General features: G+C 55.5%; 15 protein-coding genes and 1 pseudogene. 9 read left to right on the top strand and 7 right to left on the bottom strand.

Annotation, left to right across the window (positions count from 1 at the left end; translation table 11 throughout):
• Window positions 1-192: 192 nt before the first annotated feature.
• From QWJ34_RS11455 to QWJ34_RS11465, 3 genes are all read left to right on the top strand, one after another.
• Complete coding sequence (locus tag QWJ34_RS11455) at window positions 193-561, top strand: BlaI/MecI/CopY family transcriptional regulator (protein ID WP_302727828.1); 369 nt, start codon at window positions 193-195, stop codon at window positions 559-561.
• The gene (locus QWJ34_RS11460) at window positions 558-2,828 is read left to right on the top strand and encodes a M56 family metallopeptidase (protein ID WP_302727830.1); all 2,271 of its coding nucleotides are present in this window, start codon (window positions 558-560) and stop codon (window positions 2,826-2,828) included. The genes QWJ34_RS11455 and QWJ34_RS11460 overlap by 4 nt, the downstream gene beginning before the upstream one ends.
• Window positions 2,829-3,028: 200 nt before the next feature.
• Window positions 3,029-4,165 carry an alpha/beta hydrolase family protein gene (locus QWJ34_RS11465; protein WP_302727832.1) on the top strand — a complete coding sequence of 379 codons (1,137 nt, stop codon included), beginning with the start codon at window positions 3,029-3,031 and terminating at the stop codon, window positions 4,163-4,165.
• 85 nt (window positions 4,166-4,250) lie between these two features.
• Here QWJ34_RS11465 and QWJ34_RS11470 read toward each other — a convergent pair.
• The 4 genes and pseudogenes from QWJ34_RS11470 to QWJ34_RS11485 all read right to left on the bottom strand — a co-directional run bounded on the left by QWJ34_RS11470 (window position 4,251) and on the right by QWJ34_RS11485 (window position 6,809).
• Window positions 4,251-5,150 (bottom strand): annotated as a pseudogene (locus QWJ34_RS11470) (IS30 family transposase).
• 106 nt (window positions 5,151-5,256) lie between these two features.
• The gene (locus QWJ34_RS11475) at window positions 5,257-5,934 is read right to left on the bottom strand and encodes a hypothetical protein (protein ID WP_302727834.1); all 678 of its coding nucleotides are present in this window, start codon (window positions 5,932-5,934) and stop codon (window positions 5,257-5,259) included.
• A gap of 14 nt (window positions 5,935-5,948) precedes the next feature.
• A complete protein-coding gene (locus QWJ34_RS11480) occupies window positions 5,949-6,431 on the bottom strand; it encodes a DUF7689 domain-containing protein (protein WP_302727836.1) in 483 nt (160 codons plus the stop codon).
• 108 nt (window positions 6,432-6,539) lie between these two features.
• A complete protein-coding gene (locus QWJ34_RS11485; RefSeq protein ID WP_302727838.1) occupies window positions 6,540-6,809 on the bottom strand; it encodes a hypothetical protein in 270 nt (89 codons plus the stop codon).
• Window positions 6,810-6,993: 184 nt separating this feature from the next.
• On the opposite strand from QWJ34_RS11485, the gene QWJ34_RS11490 reads away from it, so the two are divergent.
• Both QWJ34_RS11490 and QWJ34_RS11495 read left to right on the top strand, forming a co-directional pair.
• A complete protein-coding gene (locus QWJ34_RS11490) occupies window positions 6,994-7,800 on the top strand; it encodes an alpha/beta fold hydrolase (RefSeq protein ID WP_302727840.1) in 807 nt (268 codons plus the stop codon).
• Window positions 7,801-7,824: 24 nt separating this feature from the next.
• Window positions 7,825-8,799 carry a sensor domain-containing diguanylate cyclase gene (locus tag QWJ34_RS11495; protein ID WP_302727842.1) on the top strand — a complete coding sequence of 325 codons (975 nt, stop codon included), beginning with the start codon at window positions 7,825-7,827 and terminating at the stop codon, window positions 8,797-8,799.
• Between the two features lie 107 nt (window positions 8,800-8,906).
• Here QWJ34_RS11495 and QWJ34_RS11500 read toward each other — a convergent pair whose 3' ends face one another.
• Window positions 8,907-9,740 (bottom strand): alpha/beta fold hydrolase, encoded by an 834-nt coding sequence (locus QWJ34_RS11500; RefSeq protein WP_302727844.1) that lies wholly within the window; start codon window positions 9,738-9,740, stop codon window positions 8,907-8,909.
• 192 nt (window positions 9,741-9,932) lie between these two features.
• Here QWJ34_RS11500 and QWJ34_RS11505 point away from each other — a divergent pair, with 192 nt between their 5' ends.
• The 4 genes from QWJ34_RS11505 to QWJ34_RS11520 all read left to right on the top strand — a co-directional run bounded on the left by QWJ34_RS11505 (window position 9,933) and on the right by QWJ34_RS11520 (window position 13,512).
• Window positions 9,933-10,586 (top strand): stalk domain-containing protein, encoded by a 654-nt coding sequence (locus QWJ34_RS11505; RefSeq protein ID WP_302727846.1) that lies wholly within the window; start codon window positions 9,933-9,935, stop codon window positions 10,584-10,586.
• A 115-nt stretch (window positions 10,587-10,701) separates the two neighbouring features.
• The gene (locus QWJ34_RS11510) at window positions 10,702-11,271 is read left to right on the top strand and encodes a CueP family metal-binding protein (RefSeq protein ID WP_302727848.1); all 570 of its coding nucleotides are present in this window, start codon (window positions 10,702-10,704) and stop codon (window positions 11,269-11,271) included.
• A gap of 80 nt (window positions 11,272-11,351) precedes the next feature.
• Window positions 11,352-12,221, top strand: a complete 870-nt coding sequence (locus tag QWJ34_RS11515) for a helix-turn-helix domain-containing protein (protein WP_302727850.1) — start codon at window positions 11,352-11,354, stop codon at window positions 12,219-12,221.
• A gap of 202 nt (window positions 12,222-12,423) precedes the next feature.
• Window positions 12,424-13,512 (top strand): nitroreductase family protein, encoded by a 1,089-nt coding sequence (locus tag QWJ34_RS11520; protein WP_302727852.1) that lies wholly within the window; start codon window positions 12,424-12,426, stop codon window positions 13,510-13,512.
• A gap of 186 nt (window positions 13,513-13,698) precedes the next feature.
• Here the strand turns inward: QWJ34_RS11520 and QWJ34_RS11525 are convergent, their stop codons facing one another.
• Together QWJ34_RS11525 and QWJ34_RS11530 are read right to left on the bottom strand one after the other, a co-directional pair.
• Window positions 13,699-13,875, bottom strand: a complete 177-nt coding sequence (locus tag QWJ34_RS11525; RefSeq protein WP_302727854.1) for a hypothetical protein — start codon at window positions 13,873-13,875, stop codon at window positions 13,699-13,701.
• 330 nt (window positions 13,876-14,205) lie between these two features.
• Window positions 14,206-14,676: a hypothetical protein gene (locus QWJ34_RS11530; protein ID WP_302727856.1), complete on the bottom strand. Its 471-nt coding sequence runs from the start codon at window positions 14,674-14,676 to the stop codon at window positions 14,206-14,208.
• Window positions 14,677-14,703 lie beyond the last annotated feature (27 nt).

Raw genomic sequence — 14,703 nt, forward strand, 5'->3', positions numbered from 1 at the left:
ACTAACTTTTTGTTATGAACATATCATAGCACTTTGTTTTCTCTTACGCAATACCTTTAGCTTACTTTTTTATAGAATGTTTTAAATCTTAAAAAAGATGCGTGCAAAAGAAGGCTGGACCTTTAGGTCTACAAGTTGTAGACTTATGGTGGGAATAGGGTCTACAACTTGTAAACTGCGAAAGGAGAACTTATGCCGAAAATCGGATTAACGGAAGTCGAAGCCAGATTCGCCGAGCTGATCTGGAACTGCGAGCCGATATCGTCCGGCGCGCTGGTCAAACTGTGCGAAACCGAACTGAGCTGGAAGAAATCGACGACCTATACAATGTTGAAACGCCTGGAGGACAAAGGTCTGTTTGCCAACGAAAGCGGAAAGGTGCGCGCGCTGATGCGCAAAGACGAGTACGAATCCGAGCAGAGCCGGCAGTTCGTACAGGATACGTTCGGCGGCTCGCTGCCGAAATTCCTGGCCGCCTTTACCCGCAGCCGCAAATTGAATCCGCGCGAAATCGAGGAGTTTCGGCGGTTGATCGACGAGCACAAGGAGGAATCAACATGAGCGAAGCGTTCCTGAAACTGCTGAATATGAGTCTGACAGCCGGGCTGGTTATCGTACTCGTGCTGCTGATCCGGATGCCGCTCCGCAAAGCGCCCAAGATCTTCTCGTACCTGCTCTGGCTGGCGGTGCTGCTTCGCCTGGTTTCGCCGGTATCGGTCGAAAGCGCGGTCACCCTGCTTCCGGCAGCCTCGGCGGATCTTGCCGGCAGATTCGCTTATGCCGCGCAGCCTGACGCGCACTCTTCGGAGAGCGGAAACGAATCGGCCGCGCTTGGCGGCGGCCGAAGCGACCCAACCGCCTCACTGGCGGCGATTGAAAGCGCCGGGACGAATGCGGCGAACTCTCCGGCCGGCCAGGCGGCTCCGGCGGCAGGAGATGCCGCAGGCGCCGGCGTACGGGCCGGCGCGGAATCGGCGGTCGATCCGTTGGCCGCCGAAAGAATTGCGACGCTGGAAAACGCCGGCGGCGCTCCTGCTTTGGGCTCCGGGATGTCTCCAGAGCCGGCAATACGGCCGTGGGTCGCGCCCGCGGCGGCCGTTTGGCTGGCCGGCGCGGCGGGGCTGCTGCTGTACAGCATTTGGTCCGCCGCCTCGCTGAGCCGGCGGCTCCGCCCTTCTGCTGCGCTGCCGGGTTTCGGCAATAAAGTCCGTCAAACGGACGCGATCGCCGTACCGTTCGTATTCGGCCTGATTCGGCCGTGCATTTACGTACCGGTCGGGCTCGGCAAGCGCGAGCTCGTATACATTGTCGAACATGAGCGGGTGCATATCCGCCGCTTCGACCATCTGATCAAGCCGATTGCGTTTGTCGTGCTGTGCGTGCACTGGTTCAATCCGCTGGTCTGGATCGCTTTCCACGCGATGAGCCGGGACATGGAGTTGTCCTGCGACGAGAAGGTCGTACGGCGGCTGGGCAGCGGGATCAAGAAAGAGTACTCTTCTTCCCTGCTGGCGCTGTCCGCCGGACGGGAGAAGTTCGGTGTATTCCCTCCTTCTTTTGGAGGCGGTCCGGTCAAGGAACGCATCGTGCGCATTCTGAATTACCGCAAACCCAAGCGTCCGGTTGTCGCCTCGGCTGCGCTGCTCGTCGCGGTCTGCGGCGCTTTGCTGATCGGCGATCCGCTGCGCGACCGCCCGGCCGCGGCTCAAAAGCTTACGGAACTCGATTATGCGGAAGCATATGTGCAGCAGCGAATCGCCGAATTCGAAAAAGGACCGGGCAATCCCGACATTGTGGATAGCAAGGTGATCCGATTCGAACGGATAGCGATTGTAACCGGTCTTCCCGGCGAGCCGGTCGAACTGTGGGAACTCCGATTCCGCATAAAGCCCGATCCGGCCGGCAGCGAGCCCGTGACCGATGTCGGAACAGACAACGGCTGGATAACCGAAGATTTCCCGATGGGCAAACCGATGCTGATGTTCTCGCGCAGCGGTGCCGCACCCGTTTACGAAGGCGTGATCGGCAGCGCGGAAGGCGATTTCTCCACGCCGGCCGGACGCGAGACCGCGCTGCGCGCCCATCTTGAGCAGGAAGGCAAACTTACGGCGGAGACATTCCCGGGCGCGCATATTCTGGTAAAGTTCCCGGCGTCGAGCGGAGAAACGTCGCAGCTCCTGCTTTCCCAGCCGGCCCGCCGGGGAGCAGGCGGCATCTGGCAGGTGGAACGCTGGAAAGACACTCAGGGGAATATTTACTATCAGACGCCTGCGACCCTGGAAGAACCCGCCGATTATTTCGCCGAGCTTCAAGCTCAGGCCGATAACGGCCGGTCTAACGATCTGCTCGATCCGGCGCGTGTCGCGCTTGACTATATCAAGAGCGGGATTAACCCGGGCATTTTCCAAAACCAGCTTGAAATCGGCGAAGACGAAGCACTGTCCAAATTTGCCCATACTCCGGAAAGCCGTCTGCTCGGTTACGTTTCCGGTTTGAACGGGGCGGACGACACCTTCGGTTTCGATCAGGCGGAACGGCTGACGATCGAAGACCGCGACCGTTTGAAACGACTTGGCGTCGGTGAAGACGAACTGGCGAACGGTGTATATATCCTGAACAAGTATGCGATCGACACGCCGATGAACGTTACGGACGACACAACGTACATCCTGCTCGACTCCATAGACGACGATTCGGGCCGGACGATCGACCGCCAGTCGTTCCTTGAACACCTTGCCAACCTGGGGGTCGAATCCCCGCTGTCCATCGTGAAGACGAGAGAGGGACGCGTGACTTCGATTGAATCTTTTCCTTCTTTGGTTCCCTAAGCGTCAAGATCGATGAAGCGAACAACCTTGCCTTTTGAACCCATACCGCTCAAATCGTTCCGCAAATGCGCACGGTTGGTCAACATTTCTTATGGCAAGAGGTAAATAGCTTAAAATCCGTGATAAGTTATAATAAGACAGAGAATCGATCAAAAGCAGTCGGTTTGGAAAAAAATTCTTGCCGAAACGAGGGATTGTTCATGGAAACCGCAGGACCGGCTCTGCCGCTGCCGGGCGGCGTTTATGCAGTCGGATTCTACGACGGAAGCTTGATGTGCGAAGAACCGGACGGCAGTCAAACCGAGATCGGGTTCCGCTGCTTCTATCCGGCGGCGGAGCCTTCGGGCGAACCGGCCTTGTATTATCCGCAGCGCGAAATGCTCGATATGCAGCTTGAGCTGCCGCTGTACGAACCGTTCGCCGCCATGCTCGAAGGGCTGCTGTCGCTGCCGACGCACAGCTTCGAAGGCGCAAAGCCGCCGGAAACCGAAGAAAAGTTCCCTGTCGTTGTCTACTCGCACGGCTATACGACTTTTGCCTGGTCCAACCTGATCCAGTTCGAAGAACTGGCCAGCCGCGGCTATGTCGTGTTCGCGCTCTCGCATCCCGGCGACGCGTTCTGGGCACCGACGCGCGAAGGACGTCCGATCGGCGTCAACCAGGCGACGGTCAAAGCCGCCGAAGACGATTACGCGCGCTTCGCCCAAACGGTAAACGTGACCGATCCGGATGCGTTGACGCTGGAGGAAATCGCCGCGTTTCTGCGCGCTTCGGTCACGATCGGCGAACGGGTCGAAGCCTGGACGCGCCATACGATCGCGGCGTTCGACGAGATCGAACGCATCGCGGGCGATCCCGAATCGCCGCTGGCGGGCAGATTGGATGTATCGGGTTACGGCTTGTTCGGCCACTCGCTGGGCGGAGCCGCGTCGCTGAACACCGCGCTGTTCGACGAACGGGTTCGCGCCGCCGTCAACCTCGACGGCTGGCAGTACGGCTTCAATCTGGCCGAGCGGGCGATCCCCGTTCCCGGCCTTGTGATGGCGACCTCGGCCCGGCATCTGCCGGCCAATTACCTGCCCGGCGATCCCAATCTGGCTTACGCCATCGTGCCGGGCGGCACGCACTGGTTCTTCTGCGACTTCGCCGTGCTCGCCGGCGACGCGCTGCGCGCCTCCGATCCGTCGATCGGAATCGACGGAAATACGATGTCGCGGCTGACCGGCGATATGCTGCTCGCTTTCTTCGACCGGCATCTGCGCGGAGATTCGCAGGCTTCGATCGAGAAATCGGCCGCCGGTTATGCGGAGTATATAAAGCTTCAGCTGCATGGTTAGAAGTAAGAAAAGAATATTAATTTTTCATGACGAATTGTCAATCCAAATGCAACAGTTCGTTTTGAAAAGATTTGCGTGTGGATCTCTAGCCTAAACATTTTCGAGGCCGGTTGTTCATCAGATGAAGGGCGTGCTGAAGCTCAGCGTCGGATACGTCGGCAAAATCATGGCCTTTGGGGAAAAATTCTCGAAGCAGGCCATTCGCATTCCCGCTTACACCTTGCTGCCAAGAGGAATACGGATCGGCAAAGTAAACCTCCACACCATGGATCTGCTTGAGTGCCGCATCACAAGCAAACTCCTTGCCCCGGTCTACCGTGTCCTTTTGAATCGCGGCCTTCGGATACTGCGCAGCCAACACGCCGAATGCGATTCCCATCGATTAAGCTGTTCGGTTCGGCATCTTAATCGCTTGGTAAAATCGGTTTTTTCGTTCGACGAAGGTGGCGACGCAAGCTTTGTTTTTTCCACGGCTGGAAACGACGGTATCGAGTTCCCAGTGACCGAATGTCTCCCGGCTTTGGATCTCTTTGGGACGCTGCCGGATCGAGAGACCGAGCGTAAAACGTCCGCGTTTCTCGGGCGGTTTCCGACGCTTGCCTTTGTGCCACAGAATCTGGAGATCCCCTCGATTTAGTCGGCCCGTGTAGAGCCAGTTGTAGAGGGTTTTAAAGGCGACCGTGGGAAGCCCCTTGGCTTTGCGGTTACTTGCGATTTGCTCGGGAGAATGGGTCTTCTTAAGATCCGCTTCGATCTCGCTCGCCAGTGTTGGATTCCATTTTCCGTTGGGTTTCGAAGCTGCCCTTCTGTTGGCGTAAGCCTCTTGGGCCTCGTACCGTTCGGACGATCTGTTGCGTCTAAGTTCGCGACTGACGGCTCCTGCTGACCGGCCTAGCACCCGACTAATCATCCGGCCCCCTGCTCCCTGACTACGCCGGAGTTCTAGTTTGCTGCGTTCGACAATGCTAAAAGGAGTGTAGCTCATGGTGGAATTCCATTGACTCAAGCTAGATAACCCATGCACTTTTCTTCTCAAAAAAAAAGACTATCAAAAAAATTTTGATAGTCTAATACTATTTAATGGTAAATTTTCATTGTCCTATTACATAATTTCTTAAATTTTTGTATTTCTCTTTACTCTTAACTAACTCTTCTGTACTCAAGGAAGAATTCATTTTCAAGTTACCATCTTCTTTTGTGAGTACCTCAAGCGCCGGTAGAAGATCTTTGTTTCCTTCTTCTACTTTATCGATGATAAATGGAATAGCAGGAGTTCCCAATTCTAACAGCCCATTGACTTTATCACTACTTGCTTCTGAAGATTTTGAAATTATATCGACTTTTGAGGGAATCTCTTTCAAGAAATTTTTCCACTCGCCTTCAAAATCCTTTGCAGAAATCCATTCTGTAGAAGGATTCTTTTTTAAATCCGTTTTCGAAATTTCCTCAATCGCAATTGCTAAGATATACTCTTGAAGTCCATCATTAGGACTTTGTTGAATTTTACTTTGCAATACAGGAAGAGCATCATTCCCCAAAGAAACAATATTTTCAAAATCTTCATTATCCTTGATATAGTCGTATGGGTTAGAACTCATTGCTATTTCCGAACGCAACTCTACCTCTTTATTGATTGTTTCTTGAATAGCTACCATGTTTGTATCAACTTGTTCTGCGAGTGCCGTATTTGCAGATTGCTTATTAAATACGGAGGTTAGTATAAAACTTAAACAAAATAATCCCAATACTACAAAAGAGATTTTTTTCAATTTAACTCACCATCCTAGTTTTTGTATTTTGCAATTGCGTAACCATAGATACCTTTAGGTTTATAAGGGTTATGACCAAGGCTTTGCAACCTTTCTAAATTACCCCACTTTGCATTGCTGTAGTTAGCATCAGCTACTTTACTGAAATGCGTAATATTAGATGAACTGGTACCATACGAAATGATCATTCCGGTTGTGGCTGTTTCTGACAAAGAATAAGTATTTTTTCCTTTAGTTAGCATATAGCTGCTTACTTGAGAAGCAGTTGGATTAGATTTTCCCCATGGCCACTCCCATATAGAAGTATTGCCTAGAGCATAAGCTAAACAGTTATAATCACCAGTAGCAGCAGCCAATTCACTGTAATTCCCTGGCGTAATCACCACAGCATCATATGTTGACGGTGGAGCTACTAGTGCTTGTGCTGATACAGCGCCACCCATTACTGCGCCTATAGATAATGACATTGTAATTAACCATTTCTTTGTTCTTTTCATATAATCATTTCCTTTTATACTTTATTGCTTTACATATATCATATTTTTTTGGATATGTAAACCATTTATAATTTTTTTAATTTTTTTATACATAATACATTTTTAACGTCACAAAATCTCCTCATGCTGGTTTATATTAAGCGTGAATCCCATCTCGCGTACCGCGCTGCTAAATTTGATATAATAACCGCCGTCCTGTTCTACAGAAAAAGTATCCGGCATAATAACACTCCCTAGTATTTCCACCCTCACCGACCAATACAGCTCTTCCGCGGCTTGCGCCGGGACCGCTCCCGTTATCGTTACGACCGTCGTTGCGGCGAGCAGCATCTTTTTGATCTTTGTTTTGCCTGTTTGAACTTTACGCTTACGGTCCATACTTCTATCCCCATCCGTCGTCAAATATGATTCCATACTTGATATTTGGCAAACTTCCTTTTCCCTCCTTTGATTCCTATTATATTTTTTCCGCATATGGGCCGAAGCACGCATTTTTGCCTTATCAATTTTGCTATATTATAGAGACAGCAATCCGGGTAATGAAGAAGTAGAGGTGATTCGCTTGACGATCGATATTTTGAAACGCAATCATGTAAAAGTGCTCGGCAGCGGGGAACGAACAATCGTGTTCGGCCACGGTTTCGGCTGCGACCAGGAGATGTGGCGCCTTGTCGCTCCCCGGTTTGCGGATCGCTACCGCGTCGTGCTGTTCGATTACGTCGGCGCCGGGCGGTCGAGCCTGGACCAGTACGATTCCGTCAAGTACGGAGATCTGGAGGGATACGCACAGGACCTGCTGGACGTGATGCAGTCGCTGAAGCTGAAAAACGCCGTTTACGTCGGCCATTCGATCAGCGGCATGATCGGCGCGCTGGCTTCGATCCGAAGGCCCGAATCTTTCAGCCGCATGGTGATGGTAGGATCGTCGCCGCGCTACCTGAACGATTCGCCCGGTTATTACGGCGGCTTCGACCCGGAAGATATCGAAGAACTGCTGGAGATGATGCAGCTTAACTTTATCGGCTGGGCCAGCCATGTCGCCGCGTTTACGATGAAGAATCCGGAACGCGCGGAATTGAAAGAAGAGCTGGAGCGGCAGTTCGCTTCGCGCGATCCGCAGATCGCCCGGCAGTTTGCCGAAGTGACGTTTTACTGCGACTGCCGCTCGATCCTGCCCGACGTGCCGGTTCCGGTGCTGATCCTTCAATGCTCGGACGACAGCATCGCCCCGCTCGAAGTCGGCGATTACCTGCACGCCCGTCTGCGCCGCAGCACCCTGAAACATATGACGGCCAAAGGGCATTATCCGCAGCTCAGCCAGCCCGACGAAACGTTCCGGCTGATCGACCATTATGTAACCGGCATGTAATGCCGGAAGAAAGGCAGCCTTGCCATGGATATTCAACTGGATTACGCGCCCGGCGGATATTTCTCGATCTCGGAGAACGGCTTCGTCCAATCGGCCAACCGGACTTTTCTGGATATGCTCGGCCTGAACGATCCCGAAGCGCTGATCGGACAGCATATCGAATCGGCGATGTCCCCCACGAACAAAATGTTTTTTCATACTTACTTCTATCCTTATATCCAGCTGTACGGACGCGTGGACGAGATGTATTTCTCGTTCCGAACCCCGGACAAACAGAATGTTCCCGTGCTGCTCAACGGCGTGCGGCAGGAGCGCGGCGGCGAAATCGCGATCGACTGCGTGGCCCTGCTTATGCGCAAGCGCCTCGAATACGAGAAAGACACGCTGCGCACCAAGCGGAAGCTGGAAGAACTGTACCAGGCCACGCGCGAGCTCAACGGACAGCTGGAATCTCTTCACGTCGAATACGAGAAAAAGCAGCGGGCGCTGATCGAAGTCAATCAGAAGCTCGAAACGCTGGCGCTGACGGATGCGCTGACGGGACTGAGCAACCGGCGCGCTTTCCAGGAACGGCTGCATGCGGAGTTTGCTTCGCTTCGCGCCGGAGGAGCCGTTTGTTCGCTGCTGCTTGTCGATATCGACCATTTCAAAAAAATCAACGATACGTACGGCCACCCGGCCGGCGATCTGGTGCTTGCGGACCTGGCCCGGCTGCTGCGCGAAACGGCGGAAGAAGGCGATCTGCCCGCGCGCTTCGGCGGCGAAGAATTCGTGCTTCTGCTGCCCGGCAGCGGACGCGAAGAATCGATCCGCAAAGCCGAGAGCGTCCGTACGGCGATCGAAGTCCGCGACTGGGGACCGTATCGGGTCACGGTCAGCGTCGGCGCCGCCACGGCGGATACGGATTCCACGGAATCGTCGCTGCTATACGCGGCCGATCTGGCGCTGTATGCGTCCAAAAGCGGCGGCCGCAACCGGACGACGCACGCGGACGATTAACCGGCCGGGTAAACGTTCCGACTCGAAACAAACGAAAGAACCTTCATTCCGCAGCGTACGCGGAATGAAGGTTCTTTTTTTACCATCGAATACGGATTGAGCCGCGCTTACTCTTCCAACTCCAGCAGCTCGTCCACGAATCCGTAGAACTTCTCCGGATCGCTCAAATGCACGTTATGGTCGGAATCCGGCATTTCGCGGGAGATGCAGTCTCCGAGCAGACTTTGCGCTTTCTCCCAGACGTCGTCCGGCATGCTCTCGCCTGTGCGCGCCCGCACCAGCAGAGCGGGGCAGGCGATCTGCGGCAGAATGCCGTACCAATCGACATTGTAGGCTATGTTCGCCGCCATCGCCCGGCCGCTGAACATCATCCGGTAGCCTTCGGGCGTCTCGACAAGACTGTTCATAAAATAATCGAAGCCGTGCCCGCTGCCGAGTTCTTCCCGCATAAATCGCCGCGCCTGCGCGCGATCCGTAAACGGCAGCGGCCAGCTTCCTGTCAGCGGATCGAGATCCGGAATTTGTTCCGGCGGCGTATCGAGGCGCACAGCCGGACCGGCCGGCGTTTTGTCGAGCAGGGCCACTTTGCGGATTCGCCGCGGATACAGCGCAGCGGCGTAGGCGGCATTCTGCGCGCCCATCGAATGCCCGACCAGCACGCACGATTCGATGCCGAGCGCATCCAGCAGCCCGATGGCGTCCGCCGCCATTTCTTCGGCCGTATAGCGCGACAGCGGCTTGCCGCTCAGCCCGTGTCCGCGCTGGTCCGGCGCGATTACGCGATAGCGGTCGCCGTAGCGGCGCATCAGGTCCGCCCACGTCTCGCCTCTGCCCCATCTGCCGTGCAGGCAAAGAATGGCGGGACCCTGCGTTTGCGTATCCAGCACAAACAATTCAATTTCGTTTACGGCCACTTTTTTGCGAAAGATCGATACAGGCATGATTTCCTCCGGTTAAGTAAGACTTTTATATTCAGTATAGCATTTCAACATCATACAACGCATGCAACGCCCGATACTGCTTTAAATTTCAAGGTCTTTAGACCTATCCGTATCAAGCCCCTTGTTTTTGAGAACGTTTCCTTATAAAGTCTTATCAAGAATTTCAAATAAAATTTGCGGGAGGATCAGAAGATGAAAAAGAAAACGATGGCGGCATTGATCGGAACGGGCATGTTTTTCAGTATGGGCGTGGGAGCGTTTGCGGCGTCGAATTTACAGCCGATTCAGGCTTTTCTCAATACGGGCATGAAATTTCAAGTGAACGGCCAGGCGTTTACGCCGGCGGAAGCTCCGATTACATATAAAAACACGACGTATCTGCCGCTCCGTTCGGTGGCCGACGCGCTCGATATTCCGGTGCGCTACAATGCCGCAAGCAACCTGATCCAGCTCGGCGAACAGTCGCAGGGCGTGGCGCTCGCGGTCGGATTCTCGGATATGTACCATACCAAAGATCCGAACAAAACCGTCTACGGCGGCAAAGATTACAAAGAAGTGTACCTCAACGACAGCAGCGGCTCCCGCGGCGGCTCGTTCATGCTGTATCCGAAAAAGAAATATTCGACGCTTGTGCTCCAGGCCGCCGCGATCGGCAAAGATATCGAGAAGCTGACCGTGCAGGACAGCGATACGGATATCGAGCTCAAATCGACCTCGGTCTCCCTGGGCGAAGGACTGAAAACGATCACCGTCGATATTTCCGGCTCCAATTCGCTGTACATCAACGCCGAATTGAAAGACGGCGGCAAGTTCTTCGTTCCGCTGACGACTTCGTACTTCAAATAATGCCAAAACGCTTGAATTCGAAGATGTGAATATCCCATGACATCGTCCGCCGAACCGGTACGCGCCGCGCCTCCCGCTTATATAATGGAGAAAAACGGAAAAAGGAGCATTTGAAATGAAAAAAGCCATTTTTCTGGCCGCCGGCCTGAGCGCCGCGGCGATTTATTTGGGCGGCTGCGGCGCTCAGGAAGCGGAAACGGCCTCCCCGGCCGAAGCGCCTGCCGCGTCTGCGGACGTCCTGCCGGCTTCGGCGGATATCAAACAGCTGACGGCGGATATCGGCGCGGGCCGCGCGGCGGCGAAATCGGCCTCGATTACGTCCAGCCTGCTCACGGTCACAAGCGGCGGCGGAACCGAAACCGAGTACAAGCTGCCGGAAAACGAATTTTTTCTGTCCGTCGCTCCTTATCTCAATCACACCCATCTCTGCGCCGTGCACAATCTGGCCGGCTGCCGAGGCGAGCTGAAAGAGCAGGAATTCCGCGTTACGGTCGTCGGGTCGGACGGCACGGCGGTGATGGAGGATGCCGCCGTAAAGTCCGGCGTCAACGGATTTATCGATCTGTGGCTGCCGAGGGAAGATACATACCGCATTACCATCGGCCAGGGCGATAAAAGCGCCGAAACGCAGGTTTCCACCTACGACGGGGACGACACCTGCCTGACCACGATGCAGTTGGGCTGACCGCTTCGCGCGCGGTTGACAGGGCGTTCTTTTTGCCGCATGATTTGGTTTCCATTATCGAAGTGCAACCGGGAGGCCAGATGAATAAAAACGTTCGCTTTATCCCCGGCGATACGCTGCGCGAAGGACGGTTCGGCCTGTATACGCTCAAAGCGGAGCTGCCTTTCGATTATACCGAGATCGCCGAGCCGCATCGCCACGATTGCTTTGAAATCTTCTGGGTAACGGGAGGCAGCGGCAGCGCCCGGATCGACTTCCAGACGTACCGGTACTCGCCGCGCAGTTTCTGCCTCATCTCGCCCGGGCAGATCCACGGCTGGGCGGGCAGCGAGTCGGACGATCCGCTGGAAGGCTGGCTGCTCGTGTTCTCCGCCGATCTGCTGTCGCAAACCCGGAATTCTGCCGGCGGCGAAGGCGCGGACGCGCTGTTTCGGCTGATCGGGCGCAGTCCTTTCCACATCGTCGATGCCGAACAGGCTGAGGTATTGAATGGGCTGTTTCGCCTGCTGGAACGCGAATGGGAAGGGCGGCAGCTGTACCGCGAAGAAGCGTTCGCCGGCTATCTGCGTCTGCTGCTGCTGGAATACGACCGGCTTCAAGACCGCTGGGAACGGGCGCACCGCGAAGAAGCGGGCTTCCGCCTGACCGGACAGTATCTGAACGCGGTCGAACAGCATTACCGTACGCCGGCGGGCGTGTCCGATTACGCGTCCATGCTGCACGTCACGGCCAATCACCTGATCGAGTCGGTCAAGAAGACGCTCGGCAAATCGGCGGGCGAAGTGCTGCGCGAGCGACAACTGCTGGAAGCCAAGCGCCTGCTGCGGTATTCGTCGCTGCCGATCGCCGGTATCGCCCGCGAGCTCGGCTACGACGATCCGTCTTATTTCGGCCGCTTTTTCAAAAAGAGTACCGGCTCGACACCCACCGAATTCCGCAAACGGGATTGACCGCGGATGCGGAATTCGGTGCCGACGCCGGATTGAGCCGCTTTTTCCTTTTGAGAAAAAGCGGCTTTTTTTCGGACAAAACGCTTCTTCGCCCGGACTTCTTATGGCACTTCCCCTCTATCCGTTGACGCCTTAACAAGCAGCGGCTACGCTGTACGAGACAATCGCGCGATTGGCGAACGGCCGTAAGGAGGACAACGATATGGAACTTGAACAAACGATCCGGGAACGCCGGAGCATTCGCAAATTCAACCCTGCGCCCGTGGCGCGGGACAAGATCGTAGAGCTGATGCGGGAAGCGGAACGCCTGTGCGTTCGCGACGAAGAAGAGCCGCAGCGGCGTTATCTGTATGCGGGCACGCCGGATGCGAGAAAGCGGCTGGCGGATTATCTGACGGAGAAGATCGAAGACAATAAAGTCGCGAAGCTGGCCCTGGGCAAGCTGATCGGCACTTTTCATAAACGCTTTATGGAGCCGGCCGCCAATATAATCGTGATAGCCAAAAAAGGCAAAAATCCGGCCGAGGGCGCGCGGAACTACGGGACGGCCTGCCGGATTATGCAGAGCTTCCAGCTGCTGGCCTGGCGGGAAAAGATCGGCATGGTCTGGATCACGGAGCCTTTTGTGCTGAACGAACGGTTCTTCGACAGGATCGGTCTGCGCGCGGACGAGCGGTTCGTGGGGCTGCTGCAAATCGGGCATTTCGACAAAGCGCCCCGAGGCCGAGGCCGGACGCCGGCCGAACGGTACTGGAACGTTTTGAGCGCACCCGGCGCGGAAGTTCTCCCGGCAAACGAATCTGAAACCGGAGCCCGTTCCGAGCAGATTCGCTACAAAGACCGGCCGGTCCCGGCCGATCTGGTGCTGAAACTGCTGAACCACGCGGTGTGGGCGCCGAATCACCGGATGCGCGAGCCTTGGCGGTTCACCTATGCGGAGCGCGGAGCGCACGGCAGGGCTGAACAAGCCGCGAACACCGCGCCGCCCGCTCATCTTATCGTATCGATGCGCGCGGAAACGGACGAGCATAAGCGGGACGAAAACCTGGCCGCCGTTTACTGCCTCGCGCAGAACTTCTGCCTGCTGGCCGAAGAAAGAGGACTCGACGCGCACGTTATTTTCCCAAACTGGATGTTCGACGAAGCGGCGGCGCGCAGACTGAAGATTCCGGACAAAGAACAGATCGTCGCCGTGCTGGAGCTGGGCTTTCGCGGCGAGGTCCGGAGCGCGGCCGCAGAGCCGCCGCCGGGTTCCGATAAGGCGGAAACGCTTCGCTGGAGCGAGCTTTAATTGGATTGCGAGCGCCTGCCGATTCCGGCAGACCGGTATGGCCGGCAGGGCCTGGCGGTGCGGAAAATGAAGGCTGTTCGAACTTGCCGTAAACGATAAACGCCGCGGTTCTCGCTGAATGCGAGAACCGCGGCGTTTGCGATTGCGGAGTTGGTGCGGGGCATCTTGCCATGCGCCGAAGAAGGATTATACCGTTTGCGGCGTCCGGGACTGCGCTTCGTTTTCCTGCCGGGCTTCGGCGTGCTTCACAATCTCTTCGTCGCGCGCCCCATGCAGTTCCTGCTCGTTCTGATGCAGTTCTTTCAGCATGTTCCGGTAGATATGCGCTTCCTGATGGGTCAGGCCGCTACGGTTTTCTTTCAAAATCCAGTTTCCGACATTTTTCTTCAAGATTTCGCTTTTGCGTTCCAAGACTTCCGTATAACCCAAGTGCATTCATCCTTTCCCGATTGCGTTCTCCGATGCCGGACTCTCCGTTAACAAACGGTCGAAGCCGCTTGAACCGGCGTCCGGCGTAACGTTTACTATTATACGGGAAAGCTCCGTCGCCCCCAACGAGGGTCAGCCGGACTCAGACGCGGCAGGCCGGCGCCTGTACGGAAGACCCGCCCTCAGCGGACCTATTCGCAAAAGTGCGGCGAGATGCTTGCGTATCCTGCGTTTTGTTGCCGATTTGCTTTTGCGCGTTTCGTTTTAAGCCAGCGCTGTTAACTTCAAGGTCAGTTCGCAGCCCTTCTCCCTAAAACGTTTCTCCGCTATGCGCCAGTTGGGCGCAAGCCGGCTCTCCAGCAGCTTGACGCCGTTCTCGTCCAGCGAAAGTCCGGTCACGATTCCTTCCCCGACTTCGAAATCCTGCCCGGATCGAAGGCCGAACGTTTGCTCCAGCCAGATCTTCAAACCGTTGCGCGTATTGAAGGTGATCCGGTAGCCGTACTGTACCGCGCGTTCCAGCGATTCGCCGTGTTCGGCCGCATAGGACAGAAAATCGTCGTACCGGTAATGCTCTTCCTCCGCCGAAGCCAGCGCTCCGGCGTCGCCGGAATGCGCCGCCGCCAGAATAACGGAGTCCGTTATGCCTTGGCTGCGCGCATGCTCCAGCAGGATAGCGGTGTGCTGGGACAGCCGGGCCGTTCCTTTTAGCGTCTCGTTTTTCGTTTCGCTCATCATCCGATCCTCCCTTTATTTCGTTCG

The organism is Saccharibacillus sp. CPCC 101409, from assembly GCF_030518235.1.
Classification (GTDB): domain Bacteria; phylum Bacillota; class Bacilli; order Paenibacillales; family Paenibacillaceae; genus Saccharibacillus.